Source organism: Alishewanella maricola (genome assembly GCF_016343785.1).
Taxonomy (GTDB): Bacteria; Pseudomonadota; Gammaproteobacteria; order Enterobacterales; family Alteromonadaceae; genus Alishewanella; species Alishewanella maricola.
In genome coordinates this window covers 115,753-131,494 of the sequence record NZ_JAEINI020000005.1, presented here as the reverse complement: position 1 = coordinate 131,494, position 15,742 = coordinate 115,753, and the positions used below count along the sequence as shown (strand labels likewise).

The 15,742-nt window shown below is 47.1% G+C and carries 17 protein-coding genes and 1 pseudogene; 5 read left to right on the top strand and 13 right to left on the bottom strand.

Annotated elements, in window-relative coordinates:
* Positions 1–11: 11 nt before the first annotated feature.
* The 11 genes from rlmN to trmJ form a co-directional block, all read right to left on the bottom strand.
* The gene (gene rlmN, locus JAO78_RS09420; RefSeq protein ID WP_226751094.1) at positions 12–1,139 is read right to left on the bottom strand and encodes a dual-specificity RNA methyltransferase RlmN; all 1,128 of its coding nucleotides are present in this window, start codon (positions 1,137–1,139) and stop codon (positions 12–14) included.
* 140 nt (positions 1,140–1,279) lie between these two features.
* Complete coding sequence (gene ndk, locus JAO78_RS09415; protein WP_226751093.1) at positions 1,280–1,711, bottom strand: nucleoside-diphosphate kinase; 432 nt, start codon at positions 1,709–1,711, stop codon at positions 1,280–1,282.
* Positions 1,712–1,871: 160 nt separating this feature from the next.
* Positions 1,872–2,210 carry an ISC system 2Fe-2S type ferredoxin gene (gene fdx, locus JAO78_RS09410; RefSeq protein ID WP_226751092.1) on the bottom strand — a complete coding sequence of 113 codons (339 nt, stop codon included), beginning with the start codon at positions 2,208–2,210 and terminating at the stop codon, positions 1,872–1,874.
* 3 nt (positions 2,211–2,213) lie between these two features.
* Positions 2,214–4,070, bottom strand: a complete 1,857-nt coding sequence (hscA, locus tag JAO78_RS09405) for a Fe-S protein assembly chaperone HscA (RefSeq protein ID WP_226751091.1) — start codon at positions 4,068–4,070, stop codon at positions 2,214–2,216.
* A 7-nt stretch (positions 4,071–4,077) separates the two neighbouring features.
* Complete coding sequence (gene hscB, locus JAO78_RS09400) at positions 4,078–4,602, bottom strand: co-chaperone HscB (RefSeq protein ID WP_226751090.1); 525 nt, start codon at positions 4,600–4,602, stop codon at positions 4,078–4,080.
* 18 nt (positions 4,603–4,620) lie between these two features.
* Positions 4,621–4,944 (bottom strand): iron-sulfur cluster assembly protein IscA, encoded by a 324-nt coding sequence (iscA, locus tag JAO78_RS09395; protein WP_226751089.1) that lies wholly within the window; start codon positions 4,942–4,944, stop codon positions 4,621–4,623.
* A gap of 6 nt (positions 4,945–4,950) precedes the next feature.
* Complete coding sequence (iscU, locus tag JAO78_RS09390; RefSeq protein WP_226751088.1) at positions 4,951–5,334, bottom strand: Fe-S cluster assembly scaffold IscU; 384 nt, start codon at positions 5,332–5,334, stop codon at positions 4,951–4,953.
* 36 nt (positions 5,335–5,370) lie between these two features.
* Positions 5,371–6,585: an IscS subfamily cysteine desulfurase gene (locus tag JAO78_RS09385; protein WP_226751087.1), complete on the bottom strand. Its 1,215-nt coding sequence runs from the start codon at positions 6,583–6,585 to the stop codon at positions 5,371–5,373.
* Positions 6,586–6,602: 17 nt separating this feature from the next.
* Positions 6,603–7,082, bottom strand: coding sequence for a Fe-S cluster assembly transcriptional regulator IscR (iscR, locus tag JAO78_RS09380; protein WP_226751086.1), 480 nt, complete (start codon positions 7,080–7,082; stop codon positions 6,603–6,605).
* Between the two features lie 262 nt (positions 7,083–7,344).
* The gene (gene cysE, locus JAO78_RS09375; protein WP_229586535.1) at positions 7,345–8,154 is read right to left on the bottom strand and encodes a serine O-acetyltransferase; all 810 of its coding nucleotides are present in this window, start codon (positions 8,152–8,154) and stop codon (positions 7,345–7,347) included.
* Between the two features lie 5 nt (positions 8,155–8,159).
* The gene (gene trmJ, locus JAO78_RS09370; protein ID WP_226751085.1) at positions 8,160–8,903 is read right to left on the bottom strand and encodes a tRNA (cytosine(32)/uridine(32)-2'-O)-methyltransferase TrmJ; all 744 of its coding nucleotides are present in this window, start codon (positions 8,901–8,903) and stop codon (positions 8,160–8,162) included.
* A 180-nt stretch (positions 8,904–9,083) separates the two neighbouring features.
* Between trmJ and JAO78_RS09365 the strand changes: the two genes are divergently transcribed.
* From JAO78_RS09365 to JAO78_RS09355, 3 genes are all read left to right on the top strand, one after another.
* Complete coding sequence (locus tag JAO78_RS09365) at positions 9,084–9,893, top strand: class I SAM-dependent methyltransferase (protein WP_226751084.1); 810 nt, start codon at positions 9,084–9,086, stop codon at positions 9,891–9,893.
* 20 nt (positions 9,894–9,913) lie between these two features.
* On the top strand, positions 9,914–11,203 hold the full coding sequence (gene purD, locus JAO78_RS09360; protein WP_226751083.1) for a phosphoribosylamine--glycine ligase: 1,290 nt from the start codon (positions 9,914–9,916) through the stop codon (positions 11,201–11,203).
* 97 nt (positions 11,204–11,300) lie between these two features.
* Positions 11,301–13,073 carry an ExeM/NucH family extracellular endonuclease gene (locus JAO78_RS09355; protein WP_226751082.1) on the top strand — a complete coding sequence of 591 codons (1,773 nt, stop codon included), beginning with the start codon at positions 11,301–11,303 and terminating at the stop codon, positions 13,071–13,073.
* Here JAO78_RS09355 and JAO78_RS09350 read toward each other — a convergent pair.
* Positions 13,070–13,465, bottom strand: a complete 396-nt coding sequence (locus JAO78_RS09350; protein WP_226751081.1) for an MAPEG family protein — start codon at positions 13,463–13,465, stop codon at positions 13,070–13,072. The genes JAO78_RS09355 and JAO78_RS09350 overlap by 4 nt on opposite strands.
* Positions 13,466–13,734: 269 nt before the next feature.
* On the opposite strand from JAO78_RS09350, the gene JAO78_RS09345 reads away from it, so the two are divergent.
* Entirely contained in the window at positions 13,735–14,616 is an 882-nt protein-coding gene (locus JAO78_RS09345; RefSeq protein WP_226751080.1) for a phosphoribulokinase, read from the top strand.
* An 88-nt stretch (positions 14,617–14,704) separates the two neighbouring features.
* Positions 14,705–14,809: pseudogene (locus JAO78_RS16860) on the top strand (Rid family hydrolase); the annotation flags it as partial.
* Between the two features lie 58 nt (positions 14,810–14,867).
* Here JAO78_RS16860 and speD read toward each other — a convergent pair.
* A complete protein-coding gene (gene speD, locus JAO78_RS09335) occupies positions 14,868–15,674 on the bottom strand; it encodes an adenosylmethionine decarboxylase (protein WP_226751079.1) in 807 nt (268 codons plus the stop codon).
* Between the last annotated feature and the right edge of the window lie 68 nt (positions 15,675–15,742).

The following is a 15,742-nucleotide window of genomic DNA, read 5'->3' as shown; positions in this document are numbered from 1 at the left end:
GTTCCCTTTTGTTATTGCAGCTCTTTTATTGTGATTGACTCACCTTTTTGCTGCTTTTTCATTAAACGTTTAGTTCGGTCGATAACATCACCAACCAGCTGCCCGCATGCCGCATCAATATCATCGCCTCGGGTTTTACGTACCATAACAGTAAAACCATGTTCTTGTAAGACCTTGTTAAAACGATCAATCCTAGAATTGCTCGAACGCTTATAAGGCGATCCAGGGTAAGGATTAAATGGAATTAAGTTAATCTTAGCAGGCGTTTCTTTTAAAGCATTAGCCAGTTCATGCGCTTGCTCCATGCTGTCGTTGATGCCATCAAGCATAACGTACTCTACGGTAACTTTATCATTGGCTTTTGATTGCGCAACATAACGGCGCGAAGCCGCTAAAAACTCTTCCATGGGGTACTTTTTATTGACTGGAACCAACTGATCCCGTAAAGCATTATTGGGGGCATGTAACGAAATAGCCAAAGCGACATCAATGCGCTCACGCAATAAATCTAACGCGGGCACAACACCCGAAGTGCTTAAAGTGACACGACGTTTAGATAAACCAAAACCGAAGTCTTCCATCATCAGTTCCATCGCAGGCACAACGTTATTCAAATTTAATAATGGCTCGCCCATGCCCATCATCACCACATTGGTAACGGGTTTTACACCCGTATCGCCATAGCTGCCGATAATTTGGCAAACACGCCAAACCTGACCGATGATTTCTGAGACAGATAAATTACGGTTAAACCCTTGCTGCGCTGTAGAGCAAAATGAACAATCCAGCGCACAACCCACCTGTGAAGAAACACAAAGTGTACGGCGATCTTTTTCTGGGATCCAAACGGTTTCAACTTCTTGACCACCCTCTAAGGCCATTACAAACTTGATGGTGCCATCGGCGCTATCTTGCCGCGTCGCCACGACCGGGGCTTTAATTTCGCAGCGCGTTTTTAAAACATCGCGCAGCTTTTTGTTAATGTTGGTCATCTTGTCGAAATCATCGACACAGTAATGGTATATCCACTTCATTACCTGATCGGCACGAAACGGTTTTTCGCCAAGCGTGACAAAAAATTCCTGCATCTGCGATCGGGTAAGATCTAACAAATTAACTAAAGTGGATGAGCTACTCATTCCAGGATACTCCTGCTAACCAATATAACTATCTTTTCAGAACAATAACTTACGCTATTGTCGTCATGCTCACCGCAGTGAGGGCATTAATGCACAAAAGGGGCTCGCGCCCCCTTTGTTTGTTCACTAAACGCTGAAAATTAACGTGTGCGGCTGCACAGCTCAGCTTCAGTGAAAAAGTAAGCGATTTCACGTGCAGCAGAAGCAGCAGCGTCAGAACCGTGTACCGCATTCTCGTCGATGCTAGCAGCGAAATCTGCACGTAAAGTACCCGCGAAAGCATCTTTCGGGTTAGTCGCACCCATGATTTCACGGTTTTTACGAACGGCATCTTCACCTTCTAACACTTGAACCATTACTGGGCCAGATGTCATGAAAGAAACTAATGCATTGAAGAATGGACGCTCTTTGTGCTCAGCGTAGAAACCTTCAGCCTGTTCTTGGCTTAAGTGTAACATCTTAGCAGCAACAATGCGTAAACCTGCAGATTCGAAACGGCTGTAGATAGCACCGATGTGGTTCTTGGCTACGGCATCAGGTTTTACGATAGAGAAAGTACGTTCTAAGGCCATGTCTGGCTCCTATTAATCTAATAAAGGGTTAAAAAATTTGGGCGGCAAATTATACGCTAAAAGTTATAAAAAACCTAGCTTGAAGAAAAGATTGCCTAGGGAGGTAAAACACTTACTGCGCTCTGTGCTGCGACTAGACAGCGCAGAGCGCTAGCGGGGCTTAATGCCCTTCGCTGACCATATTCAGGGTATATTTCGGGATCTCAACCACTAAGTCGTCATTGGCAATTCGCGCCTGACAACCTAAGCGAGACTCTGGCTCTAAACCCCAAGCCTTATCCAGCATGTCTTCTTCTAACTCGTCACTTTCGTTTAACGAGTAAAAACCTTCACGTACCACAATATGGCAGGTAGTACAGGCACAAGACTTTTCACAAGCATGTTCAATGGCAATACCGTTGCGCAATGCAACATCTAATACCGTTTCGCCACTTTTAGCGTCGAGAGCCGCGCCTTCAGGGCATAATTCGGCATGGGGTAAAAATACGATTTGTGGCATAACTTAGACCTCATCTACCTTATGACCTTGCAGCGCTAAACGAATAGATTTATCCATGCGAAGGGCTGCAAATTCATCTGTTAACTGGTTGGTATGTTCTATGGCAGCTTTAATGGCCGCGGTATCTTGTTGCTGACGTAACTCACTTAAGGTGGCTAACGCCTGCTTAATGTCGGCTTGCTTCTGCTCATCAAGTAACGCCGCATCAGAGGCTAACGCCACACTAACGGCTTCAATGACTCGTTCTGCTTCAACTTGCTGCTCACGCAACAAGCGCTGCTGCATATCTTGTCTGGCGTGCTGCATCGAGCCACTGATCATACTAGCAATTTGATCATCACTTAAACCATAAGACGGCTTCACTTGAATACTGGCTTGCACACCGGTCGATTTTTCTTCGGCACTGACATTGAGCAAACCATCGGCATCAACCTGAAAGGTTACGCGAATATGAGCACCACCAGCAGGCATCGGAGGAATACCGCGTAATTCAAAGCGTGCTAAAGAACGGCAGTCTTCGACTAATTCGCGCTCACCTTGCACGACATGAATCGCCATCGCCGTTTGACCATCTTTGAAGGTAGTAAACTCTTGGGCACGCGAAACCGGGATCACCGTATTGCGTGGAATAATTTTTTCGGTTAACCCGCCCATGGTCTCAATGCCTAACGACAATGGGATCACATCAAGCAACAAGGTTTCATTGTCTGCTTTATTACCCACCAGCACATTGGCTTGAATAGCCGCGCCTAAGGCCACCACTTTATCAGGGTCGATACTGGTTAATGGCTCGGTATTAAAAAACTCTGCTACTTGCTGCCTGACAAGGGGGACTCGGGTTGAACCACCGACCATGACCACTTTTAACACTTCATCGGTGGTTAAGTCAGCATCGCGAAGGGTTTGACGGCAAGCCCTGATGGTTTTTTTCACCAACGTCAGGATTAACTGATCTAACTCAGTACGGGTTAAAGTTCCCTTAACCTCTTGTTGATCAGCAGTAAAATGATAATCACAACGATCTTTATCGGTTAACGCTTCTTTCAAGGCCCGAGCTTGCTGCTGATATTGGCGCTGAGCACTAAAGGATAAATCAGTTTGGCCGCTACGTTCTTTCAATTCGCTAACAATGGCTTGATCAAAATCATCACCACCGAGTGCTGAATCACCCCCGGTCGCAAGTACTTCAAACACGCCGCGACGCAAACGTAAGATGGAGATATCAAAGGTACCGCCGCCTAAATCGTAAACGGCAATGACGCCCTCTTGGCCACTGTCGAGGCCATAAGCTAAGGCTGCCGCTGTTGGCTCATTTAATAAGCGCAGTACGGTTAAACCGGCTAACTTAGCGGCATCTTTGGTTGCCTGGCGCTGCGCATCATCAAAATAAGCCGGTACGGTAATGACTACGCCATTCAGTTCGCCACCGAGTGTTTCACTGGCGGTATTCGCTAAAGTAGCCAGAATTTCAGCAGAGATCTCTACCGGGTTTTTGATACCCTGTACCGTTTCGATAGCGACTAAGCCGGTTTGCTCAACTAAGCGGTAAGGTAGCGCATTGGCTAAAGCCAGCGTTTCTTGATAGCCCTTGCCCATTAAACGCTTAACCGAAACAATCGTATTTTCAGCATCGCTAACGGCAGCGGCTTCGGCAGCACTACCGACTTGCACACCGTCTTTAGTGTAACGAACCACGGAAGGAACCATCGATTCGCCGGCTTGGTTCAGCAAAGTTTTTGCTTCACCACTGCGTACCGTTGCAACTAAGGAATTAGTGGTGCCCAGATCAATGCCTGCGGCCAACCGATGTTTATGCGGGGCCGCACTTTGGCCCGGCTCTGCAATTTGTAGTAAAGCCATAGTGAAATTAGTCTTGTAGTTGCTGTTCGATTAACTCCAGCTCTTGCTGCAGTTTATAAAAGAATTTTAATTTACGCACCAACTCGGCGGCGAGCTGATCTTGTTCAGCGCTCTGCTCAACCAGGGCTTCGCTTAACGCCTTTAATAGCTGTTTGCGTTGCTGCTGGATCTGTTGCTCAATAGCAAACAAGGCCGCTTCTGGATCGACCTCGTCTTGTAATTCTGCTAGTTGCTCGCGCAATTCCATTTGCTGCATTAAAAACAGCGGGTCGGTAAAACTGCGCTGTTCATTGCTAATTTTCAAACCACGTAACGCTAACATATGCTCAGCCCGCAGCAAAGGCTGCTTTAGGCTATGATAAGCATCGTTAATGTTGGCCGTTTGCTGCACCGACATCAAGCGATCACGCTCAGAGCCGGCCGCAAAATTATCGGGGTGAAAACGCTTTTGCAACGACAAATAACGCGAACCTAATTCGGTTAGATCCAGTTCAAATGTCTCAGGTAAATCAAACAACCGAAAGTAATTCATGCTACCTCAGGGTCTGCATTACACTGTAAAGCTTTCGCCACAACCGCATTCGCCGTTGACGTTCGGATTGTTAAATTGAAAACCTTCATTTAGGCCTTCTTTAACAAAATCAAGCTGCGTGCCGTCGATATATACCAAGCTTTTGCCATCAACAATGAGTTTTAAACCATGATCTTCAAACACTTGATCATCGTCGTTCAACTCATCAACAAATTCCAGTACATATGCCAATCCAGAACAGCCAGTGGTTTTAACACCAACGCGCAGGCCAACACCTTTACCGCGATTATGCAGATAACTACTGACCCGCTCGGCCGCCGCTGCTGTCATTGAAATCGCCATCGGGCATTAGCCTCCGTGCTTTTGTTTATAATCTGCGATAGCGGCTTTAATAGCATCTTCAGCTAAAATTGAGCAGTGAATTTTCACCGGTGGTAAAGCGAGTTCCTGCGCAATATCAGTGTTTTTAATTAGCTGTGCTTCATCTAAGGTTTTCCCTTTTACCCACTCAGTAACCAGTGAGCTTGAAGCGATAGCACTACCACAACCGTACGTTTTGAACTTCGCATCTTCGATGATGCCTTGCTCATTGACTTTGATTTGTAGTTTCATTACGTCACCACAAGCCGGCGCACCCACCATGCCGGTGGCAACGGTTGGATCATCTTTAGCAAAAGCGCCAACGTTGCGTGGATTTTCGTAGTGATCAATAACTTTATTGCTGTAAGCCATGTTAATACCCTCTGTTGTGGCGATAGCGCCTAGTGTTTAGTGCGCCACCCAGGCCACAGTGTTTAAATCGACACCGTCTTTATACATATCCCATAACGGCGACATTTCACGTAATTTATCGATAGCGGCATGCACGATCTTAATAGTGTGGTCAACTTGCTCTTCCGTGGTGAAACGGCCAATACTAAAACGAATGGAACTGTGCGCCAGTTCGTCAGTTAAGCCCAGTGCGCGCAGCACATAAGATGGCTCTAAACTGGCCGACGTACAGGCAGAACCTGACGATACCGCAATGTCTTTTAATGCCATGATTAAAGACTCACCTTCAACATAGTTAAAGCTGATGTTAGTGATCCCTGGCACACGATGTTCGGCATCGCCGTTTAAGAAAACTTGCTCAATATCTTTAATGCCATTCCATAAGCGATCACGTAACGCGGTGATCCGAATATTTTCAGAAGCCATTTCTTCTTTAGCAATGCGGAAAGACTCGCCCATCGCGACGATTTGGTGCGTGGCTAAAGTACCAGAACGCATACCACGCTCATGACCACCACCGTGCGTTTGTGCTTCTAAGCGAATGCGTGGTTTACGCCGCACATACAAAGCACCAATGCCTTTAGGGCCGTAAGTTTTATGACCAGAGAAGGCCATTAAATCGACTTTTAAGGTTTGTAAATCGATCGCTACTTTGCCGGTTGCTTGCGCCGCGTCAACATGGAAAATAATCCCTTTACTGCGACATAATTCACCGATAGCCGCAATATCTTGCACCACACCAATTTCGTTGTTGACAAACATAATGCTGATGAGCGTGGTGTCAGGGCGGATGGCTTGTTCTAACTTCGCTAAATCGACTAAACCGTTAGCTTCAACATCTAGATAGGTCACTTCAAAGCCATCGCGCTCCAATTGGCGCATAGTATCTAATACCGCTTTATGTTCTGTTTTGACCGTGATCAGGTGTTTACCTTTTTTGTGGTAAAACTCGGCCGCACCTTTAATGGCTAAATTATTTGATTCAGTGGCACCAGAGGTAAACACGATCTCACGTGGATCAGCATTGACTAAGTCGGCGATCTGACTGCGTGCAATTTCTACCGCCTCTTCAGCTTGCCAGCCAAAACGATGCGAGCGTGACGCTGGGTTACCAAACTGGCCATCCATTGTCAAAAATTGCATCATCTTTTCTGCAACCCGCGGGTCAACCGGGGTTGTTGCAGCATAGTCTAAATATATTGGTAGCTTCATGGTTTGCTCCGTTGCGCTTACAGCTGACAACTGACGTCAATATCAGTGGCAGGATTCTTTAACTTACGGCTTTGTTGCTGAGCGGTTTGCCGCACTTCTTGTTGATTGACCAGTTCTTCTAACGAAATATTGGTCAGAAAGTCTTCTATACGGTGGCTTAAATTACTCCACAGCGTATGGGTTAAGCAGCGAGTACCACCATGGCAATCGGATTTGCCTTGGCAGCGTGTGGCATCTACGGACTCATCTACCGCAGCGATCACGGCAGAGATAGAGATTGCCGCTGCTGCCATACCTAGTTGGTAACCGCCGCCGGGGCCACGTACACTGCTTACCAGCCCGTGCTTGCGTAAACGAGCGAATAATTGTTCAAGATAAGAAAGTGAGATCCCTTGTCGCTCTGATATGTCTGCGAGAGGTACAGGTCCCTGTACTGCGTGTAAAGCAACGTCTAACATTGCAGTCACGGCATAACGGCCTTTTGAAGTTAATCGCATAATTGGCTCCCATTTCAGAATGGGGTCCATTTTACATTCCTGACTATTTTAGTCAAGTATTAACCCTAGTGTTTTAGTCAGGTATTAACCGAATACCCGCCTGTTCAGTATGGCTTGTTTGCTCTAAATCAACCTTTACAGGCCAAGGGTGAACTGCAGCAATGCAGATAATCATCGCGCCTCAGGGATGATTCAAGGTTTATTAAGCTGAGCAAACCGCATCATGCTAAAGCCTAAACTTATCGGAATTCGCGATTAGCCATTAGACCCGCGGATCAAACACTTCCTCATCTTTACAGCGCTGCTCGGCAGCGCGTTGTTCCGCTTCCCGAAAATCACTTTCCTCAATATTGACCGTGGGCACTTCTTCACACACATTGCCCCCTAGCGCATTAACACTGTGACAAAGTTCAGCAACCTTATTGTCGAGCACTTGGATATGATCCAATAAACTGCCAATCGCATTGGCAACCGGATCCGGGTTATCTGCCGCTACCGCGTAGGCATCAAAGCCATATTTCTTGGCTAAATGTTGTCGCTGTTTAGACACATCGGCATCGGGCTTAGATACAACGCGTCCTGGAATACCGATAACCGTTGCTGCCTTTGGCACATCTTTAACCACGACCGCGTTGGAACCGATACGGGCATTGTCGCCCACCATTAACGGCCCGAGTACTTTGGCACCGGCACCAATGACCACGCCATTTCCTAAAGTAGGATGCCGTTTACCCGGATTCCAGCTCGTACCGCCCAAGGTAACGCCATGGTACAGCGTACAATCATCGCCAATTTCAGCCGTTTCACCTATGACCACGCCCATACCATGATCGATAAAAAAACGTCTGCCAATTTTAGCGCCAGGATGAATTTCCACGCCCGTTAGCCAGCGCCCAAGGGTACTGAGCCAACGCGCTAACCAACGCCACTGAGCACGCCATAAACGATGACTTAAGCGATGTAACCAAATGGCATGTAGGCCAGGGTAAGTGGTCAGTACTTCAAAGGCACTGCGTGCTGCCGGATCGCGCTCAAATACACTTCGGATATCTTCTTTGATGCCGGAGAACATGCCTATTATTCCTTGTGACTCGTCTGATCAATTTTTTCAAGACGCTGCATCGAGGTTAAAATGCCGCGTAAAATGTTGTATTCCGCCTCTTCAGGTCGAGCGCGAGTAAACAAGCGCTTCAGTTTTGTCATCACCACACCCGGATGCTGCTTAATAATAAAGCCCGTGTGCTGCAAGGCGGTTTCTAGGTGTTGATAAAAGTTTTCCATCTGCGCTGAGCTTGGATATTTTTCATCATCCGCGACCTCAGGTAACGGCTTGGCCGCTAAATGCGCCATTCGCACTTCGTAACAAATAATTTGTACGGCCATCGCCAAGTTAAGCGAGCTGTATTCTGGATTGGCATCAATACACACATGGTACTGACACAGCTGCAGCTCTTCGTTACTTAAGCCGCTACTTTCTCGGCCAAACACTAACGCCACCGGTGCTGCCGTAGCTTCTGCTACCGCTTTTAAGCCACAATCACGCGGTGACAACATTGGCCAACTTAAGGTGCGAGAACGCGCACTACTGCCGACCACTAAACTGCAATCGGCCACGGCTTCGGCTAAAGATTCGAACGTTTGCGCGTTAGCTAAAATTTCACTGGCACCCGCTGCTAAGGCATAGGCTTGGCCGTCAGGGGCGGTTTTCGGTGCAACCAGACAAAGCTGTGACAAACCCATCGTTTTCATAGCTCGAGCAACCGAACCCATGTTACCCGTATGTGTCGTGCCCACCAATACCACTTTAATCTGATCTAACATAATGCAACTCACACTAAAAAAGGGGGCTATTCTAGCATAGCCACGGCAGATTGTAGCTTGAAAATTAGCAGTCTAGCCACCTAAAAAAACAAAAGTGCCTATTTATTGGGCAACGAAAGACGCTGCAATTCTGCAGTTGCTTTGCTAAACTACAGCCACCCCTAAAAGGAGCTCACCATTATGTTACGTTTCAGCAAAATATTAAGCCTGACTGCTTTATTATGCAGCTTGCCACTTGCCGCAAATGAAGCTTTAGAAACCGCTGTAAAAAATCCGCTACGTACGCCTGAATATTTACAGCGTGATCAATACCGCAATCCGGTCGCTACCTTGGCCTTTTTTGACGTTACGCCACAAAGCACCGTTGTTGAAATCTCTCCCGGCGGCGGTTGGTACACGGAAATTATCGCGCCACTCGTTGCTGAAAAAGGCATGTACTATGCGGCACATTTTCCTGCCAACTCGTCAGAGTATGGTCAGCGTAGCCGCAAAGCCTTTATCGAAAAAATGGCGAGCCAACCACAATACAGTAAAGTTCAGGTCACCGAGTTTTCGGCTGCTGGCGGTGTCACTATTGCTCCTGCTAACTCAGCCGATGTGGTATTAACCTTCCGTAATTTACACAATTGGTATATTGGCGGTGGTGAAGACGCGCTGGTTGCAGCCTATAAGCAGTTTTTTACCGCATTAAAACCGGGTGGCGTATTAGGTGTGGTTGAACACCGCTTACCTGAAAGCCAATTAAACACCGAATGGACACGCAGCGGTTACATGCCACAAAGCATGGCGGTGCGTTTAGCAGAGCAAGCGGGGTTTGTATTTGAAGGCAGCAGCGAAATCAATGCCAACGCCAAAGATACTGCCAACCACCCTTCAGGTGTGTGGACTTTGCCACCTACTTTACGTTTAGGTGAACAAGATAGAGCAAAATATCAAGCTATCGGCGAAAGCGATCGCATGACGTTAAAATTCCGCAAACCCATTAACTAACTGAGCAAACGGACAAACTGATGAAAGTATTGGTAATTGGCGGCGGTGGTCGTGAACACGCCCTAGCGTGGAAAGCAGCACAATCTCCACTGGCAACCGAAGTATTTGTCGCACCAGGCAATGCGGGCACCGCTCGCGAAGAGGCGTTGCAAAATGTCGCTATTGCTGCCGATGATGTGGCAGGTCTACTGGCTTTTGCCCAACAAGAACAGATTGATCTGACGATTGTTGGCCCTGAAGCGCCTTTAGCCAAAGGCGTAGTCGATCGCTTTCGTGCAGCTGGTTTAGCCATTTTTGGTCCAACCCAAGCTGCGGCACAATTAGAAAGCTCAAAAGCGTTTGCCAAAGACTTTTTGGCACGGCACAACATCCCTACAGCCGCTTACCAAAACTTTACTGAAATTGCTCCGGCGAAAGCCTATGTAAAAAGCCTCGGCACGCCGATAGTGATCAAAGCCGACGGCTTAGCCGCAGGTAAAGGTGTCATTATCGCGCAAACCGAGGCAGAGGCTTTTGCCGCTATCGATGATATGCTGGCGGGTAATAAATTTGGTGATGCTGGCAGTCGCGTGGTCATTGAAGAATTCCTGACCGGTGAAGAAGCCTCGTTTATTGTGATGGTGGATGGCAGCCATGCTCTAGCCTTTGCCTCTTCGCAAGATCATAAAGCGCGTGATAACGGCGATAAAGGCCCAAATACAGGTGGAATGGGTGCTTATTCTCCTGCCCCCGTAGTCACCCCTGCGGTGCATGATTGGGTTATGCAGCAGGTGATTATGCCTACCGTTAAAGGTATGGCCGCTGAAGGTAATGTATTTACCGGCTTTTTATATGCAGGTTTAATGATTGCCGCAGATGGCTCGGCTAAAGTGTTAGAGTTTAACTGTCGCTTTGGCGATCCGGAAACACAACCGATTATGCTGCGCTTAGAGTCAGATCTCGTCGCTTTATGTCAAAGTGCGGTGCAAGGTCAATTAGCACAAACCGACATTCAATTTAGCCCTAAAGCGGCAGTAGGTGTGGTGATGGCTGCTGGGGGTTACCCTGATGCTTATGCTAAAGGCACAGTGATCCATGGTTTAGACGATGCCGCAGCCCTTGCGGGTAAAGTGTTTCATGCAGGTACCGAACTGGTTGGCAACGATGTCGTGACGAATGGTGGCCGCGTGTTATGTGCCACCGCATTGGGTAACAGCGTTACCGAGGCACAACAAGCGGCCTATCAGCTTGTGACAAAAATTCATTGGGATAATGTGTATTATCGCCATGATATTGGCTATCGCGCTATTGCGCGTGAGCAACAAGCTTAACGTTTTTATTGGCCATTAGGCTAATTAGATTTGCCCTAATTAAAGGGTGTTAAAAGGTGCTTCGGCACCTTTTTTATCGGCTTTCATAGGATAGATTATGCGAATTATTGCTCTCGGTTTTATCAGCTTATGTCTGGCAGCATGTCAGCAACCGCCCTCCGCTTGTGGCGAAACCACTCATAGCATTGCACAAGTTCAAGGCACGGCAGAAATCAGCCCACTGCTTGGACAGCGCGTTACGCTGCAAGGTGTGGTATTAGCCCCCGTCTACCTCGATGGGCCTATGCCAGGCCTCATGTTACAAAGTGTCGAACCTGATAACGATCCTCAAACCGCTGAAGGGATTTTACTCAGCCTCGCGGATGCAGCAAATTATCAAGTCGGGCAGATCTTAACGGTACAAGGCACCGTCGCTGAAATTGAACAGCAGACCAGCCTAGTGGATGCTACCGTGCTTAACACCTGCGGCCAGAGCAGCACACAACCTATAGCCTTGAGCTTACCGCTGGCAGCAGAGCAAAGTTGGGAAGCTTATGAAGGGATGTGGGTGGCATTTAGCCAACCGCTGTTAGTCGCCGATACTTATCCTTTAGGTCGTTATGGCGAAATTTTACTGGCGAATGAACGCTTAATGGTGCCGACGCAAGTCGTCAGTCCGGGCGAAGCTGCTGCAAAACTGGCAGAGCAACAAAACCGCCAAGAAATCTGGTTAGATGATGGCCATTGGCAACAAAACCCCGACCCTCTGCCATATCCTAATAACGGCTTAAGCGCCAACAGCACTTTACGGATTGGCGATCAGGTATTAGATGTTGCCGGTATAGTACATCAAGACGAGCGCGGCTATCGCATTTTGCCCACCTCACCCGCTAAGTTTGTCAGTGCTAATCCACGGCCTGCTGTACCGACACCGGTGCAACAGAACGAACTGCGAATTGCCAGTTATAATGTGCTGAATTTCTTTAACGGCCATGGCCAAGATAAGCCTTTCCCAACACGCCGAGGAGCTCGTTCACCCGCTGAATTAGCCAGACAACAAGCCAAATTAGTTGAAGCACTCGTCGCCCTAGACGCTGATATTATTGGTTTGCTAGAACTAGAAAATAATGGCTACGATGAGGGCAGCGCTATTGCGACGTTATTAGCCGCTGTTAATGAGCGCAGTGCTTCACCGTATAGCATGATTACAACCGCGGTGGCACCAGGTTCAGATGCTATAAAAGTCGGTATGTTTTATCGCTCAGAGCGTATTGAAGCCATTGGGCAAACCGCAGTTAATACCGCAGCGCCATTTACCCGTTTGCATCGGCCACCGCTGGCGCAAAGTTTTCGGCATCTTGCCTCAAACCAACAACTCACCTTGGCACTTGGTCACTTAAAATCTAAAGGCAGTTGCCCTCGCGCCAATGCCAGTGATTATGCACTGCAAAAAGATCAAGCTGATGGTCAAGCGTGTTGGAATGCAGCTCGAGTAGAAGCCGTGACTGCGTTACAGCAATGGTTAACGACCACGCCCACTGGCATTGCCACATCCTACCAAGTGGTGCTAGGTGATTTAAATGCCTATCGTTTTGAAGATCCGATTACCTATTTAGAACAGCAAGGCTGGCAATATTTAGACGAGAATAAAGACGCCTCCTACTCTTTTGTATTCAGAGGCCGAGCCGGATCTTTAGATCACATGTTAGCTAGCCCAGCCTTGGCACAACAGCTAAGCCATTTTCAGCACTGGCCCATTAATGCGGATGAACCGGTATTACTGGATTACAGCTTACGCTTTAAATCAGCGGCGCAACAGCAACAATTATATGCGCCAACACCGTATCGCTCTTCTGACCACGATCCGATTATTGCTACCTTCCGCTTTTAAGGTAATTCGGCTAACGCCATCAGCATTAAGCTGATGGCTGCCGCTACCGAGCCAAGCCAAATTAAACTGCGTGCAGCCGCCCAATTTAACCAGTAGCACAATAAATAGCCCAGTCGACAAACCACAAACAACCAAGCAGCGATTAGCATTGAGCTTGTGACGTTCCCCGCTGCAACCACAAATACTATCGCAGCAATATATAACCCTAAGGCTTCAAAACTGTTGTAATGCGCCGCAGTACAACGTTCCCCAAAGTCTTTTAATAATGCTTGTTGCCGCCGAGGATAATGATTGTCATAGCCCCCGGCCTGTTGCATTGCCCACACCAAAGGCGCCTTCGCTAAATAAGGCATCACTGCAACAATTAATAAGGTTAGCAGCATATCTGCCATGGCATTCTCCAAAAATATCGTATTAAACCTACTGTGGCTTTGTACTCGTTCAGCTCATTTCGGATCAGTTAAATCTCGCGTCAGTTGTTATTTGTGGCGGTTAGCATAACCCAGTAGCTTACTCCAACAATACGCTGCCTTTGCCAAGCTTAACCCCAGCAAATCCCAAAATTTAATCGGTCATACGACACAAACCTGAATGGATAATAGTTGCGTCGCTAGGCCCAAATCCGATAAGGTGAAGCTAATTTAAGTTACAGGGTGACACTATGTCGCACAAAAATCCTATTATTGCGGTTACCGGTTCATCGGGTGCAGGCACATCAACTACGACCAATGCCTTTAAACATATTTTCCGTACACTGGGTATCGATGCAGCCTTTGTTGAAGGTGATTGCTTTCATCGTTTTAGCAGACCTGAAATGGATTTAGCGGTACGTAAAGCACGTGAAGAAGGTCGACATATTAGCTATTTTGGCCCAGAAGCCAACGATTTTGCGGCTTTAGAGAGCTTTTTCGCTAGCTATGCTGAAACCGGTACTGGACGAATTCGCCACTATTTACATACCTTCGATGAAGCGGTGCCCTATAACCAACTGCCGGGCACTTTTACACCGTGGCAAGAGTTACGCGCGAATACCGATCTGCTCTTTTATGAAGGGTTGCATGGCGGTGCCGTTACCGAACAACAGAATGTCGCCCAACATGTCGATTTGCTGATTGGTATGGTGCCTATTGTTAATTTGGAGTGGATCCAGAAAATTATTCGCGATACCTCTGAACGTGGGCACAGCCGCGAAGCAGTGCAAGCCAGTATTGTGCGCAGCATGGAAGACTACTTTAACCACATTACTCCGCAGTTTTCTCGCACCCATATTAACTTTCAACGCGTACCTACGGTTGATACGTCTAACCCCTTTAGTGCCAAAGATATCCCATCATTAGATGAAAGCTTCGTGGTCATCCGCTTTCGCGGGATCAAACATGTCGACTTTCCCTATTATTTGAAGATGATTGATGGATCTTTTATGTCTCGTGTTAACACCTTAGTGGTGCCAGGCGGCAAGATGGGCTTAGCGATGGAGTTAATATTAACGCCGCTGATTGAAGCGTTGATGCAGAAGCGCCGTAATTCACAATTTTTGTACTAAAACTTGACGCTTAATGCGGTTTTAGCATAACAAGTTGCCCTGCCAGTGCCCTTGATGTTTGCTTTTTTAGTTTGGTGAAGCCGCGAAAAAACCTAATTTTCCGGCGCGCTCAACGGTACAAATTGCCAGCCTTGTTCGGCCAGGTATGTTAGTTGAAATTGAAGTGATTGCAGTAAGGCCAAAAGCCAAGTAATACAGCAGTACGGGTAACAGCGCCCCTCTGCTGTTGCCCGTACTGTCTGTCGTTGCCGTTATTTTACTTCTGGCAAATTGCGACCGTAGAAAATTTCACGGATTTCGCGAAACACCTTACTACTGATGTCTTTTTGTTCATCGGCGGTCATCGAATCCGTGCCCATCCCAAATAAGTAATTGTTTAAATCACCTTCTTTTAGCATCATCTTGGTATGGAATAGATTTTCCTGATAAACGTTAACGTCAATCATTTGGAAGGCTTTCTTAGTATCGTAATCCATAAAGTTTTGGATCGATGTGATCGGATGGTCGATGTAGTGTTTAGTACCACTAATATCACGCGTAAAACCCCGTACCCGATAATCGATGGTCACCACATCCGATTCAAAACTGTGGATCAAATAATTCAGCGCTTTTAACGGTGAAATAATGCCACAGGTTGATACTTCAATATCTGCTCGAAACGTACAAATACCGGCATGCGGGTGCACTTCAGGATAAGTATGCACACAAATATGGCTTTTATCCAAATGCGCAACCACCGCATCAGGTAATGGCCCAGGGTTTTCAGTATTGTCCGGATCAACCAGTACCGGCTCTTCACTGACCAAAATGGTCACGCTGGCACCTTGAGGATCATAATCTTGCCGGGCAATATTCAAAACATTGGCGCCAATAATATCCACCACCTCGGTCAAAATATCGGTTAAACGATCCGCGTTGTATTGCTCATCGATATACTCAATATATTCTTGACGATGCTGTTCTGTTTTTGCATAACAAATATCATAAATGCTAAAACTTAAGCTTTTAGTCAGGTTATTAAATCCGTGCAGTTTCAGTTTTTCAAAAGGCTTAACCAATTCTTTGCTCTCCGCTAACGACGCCCAAATACGCCGTAGTTAACTTTCAGCCCGACCGTGCAGACAAT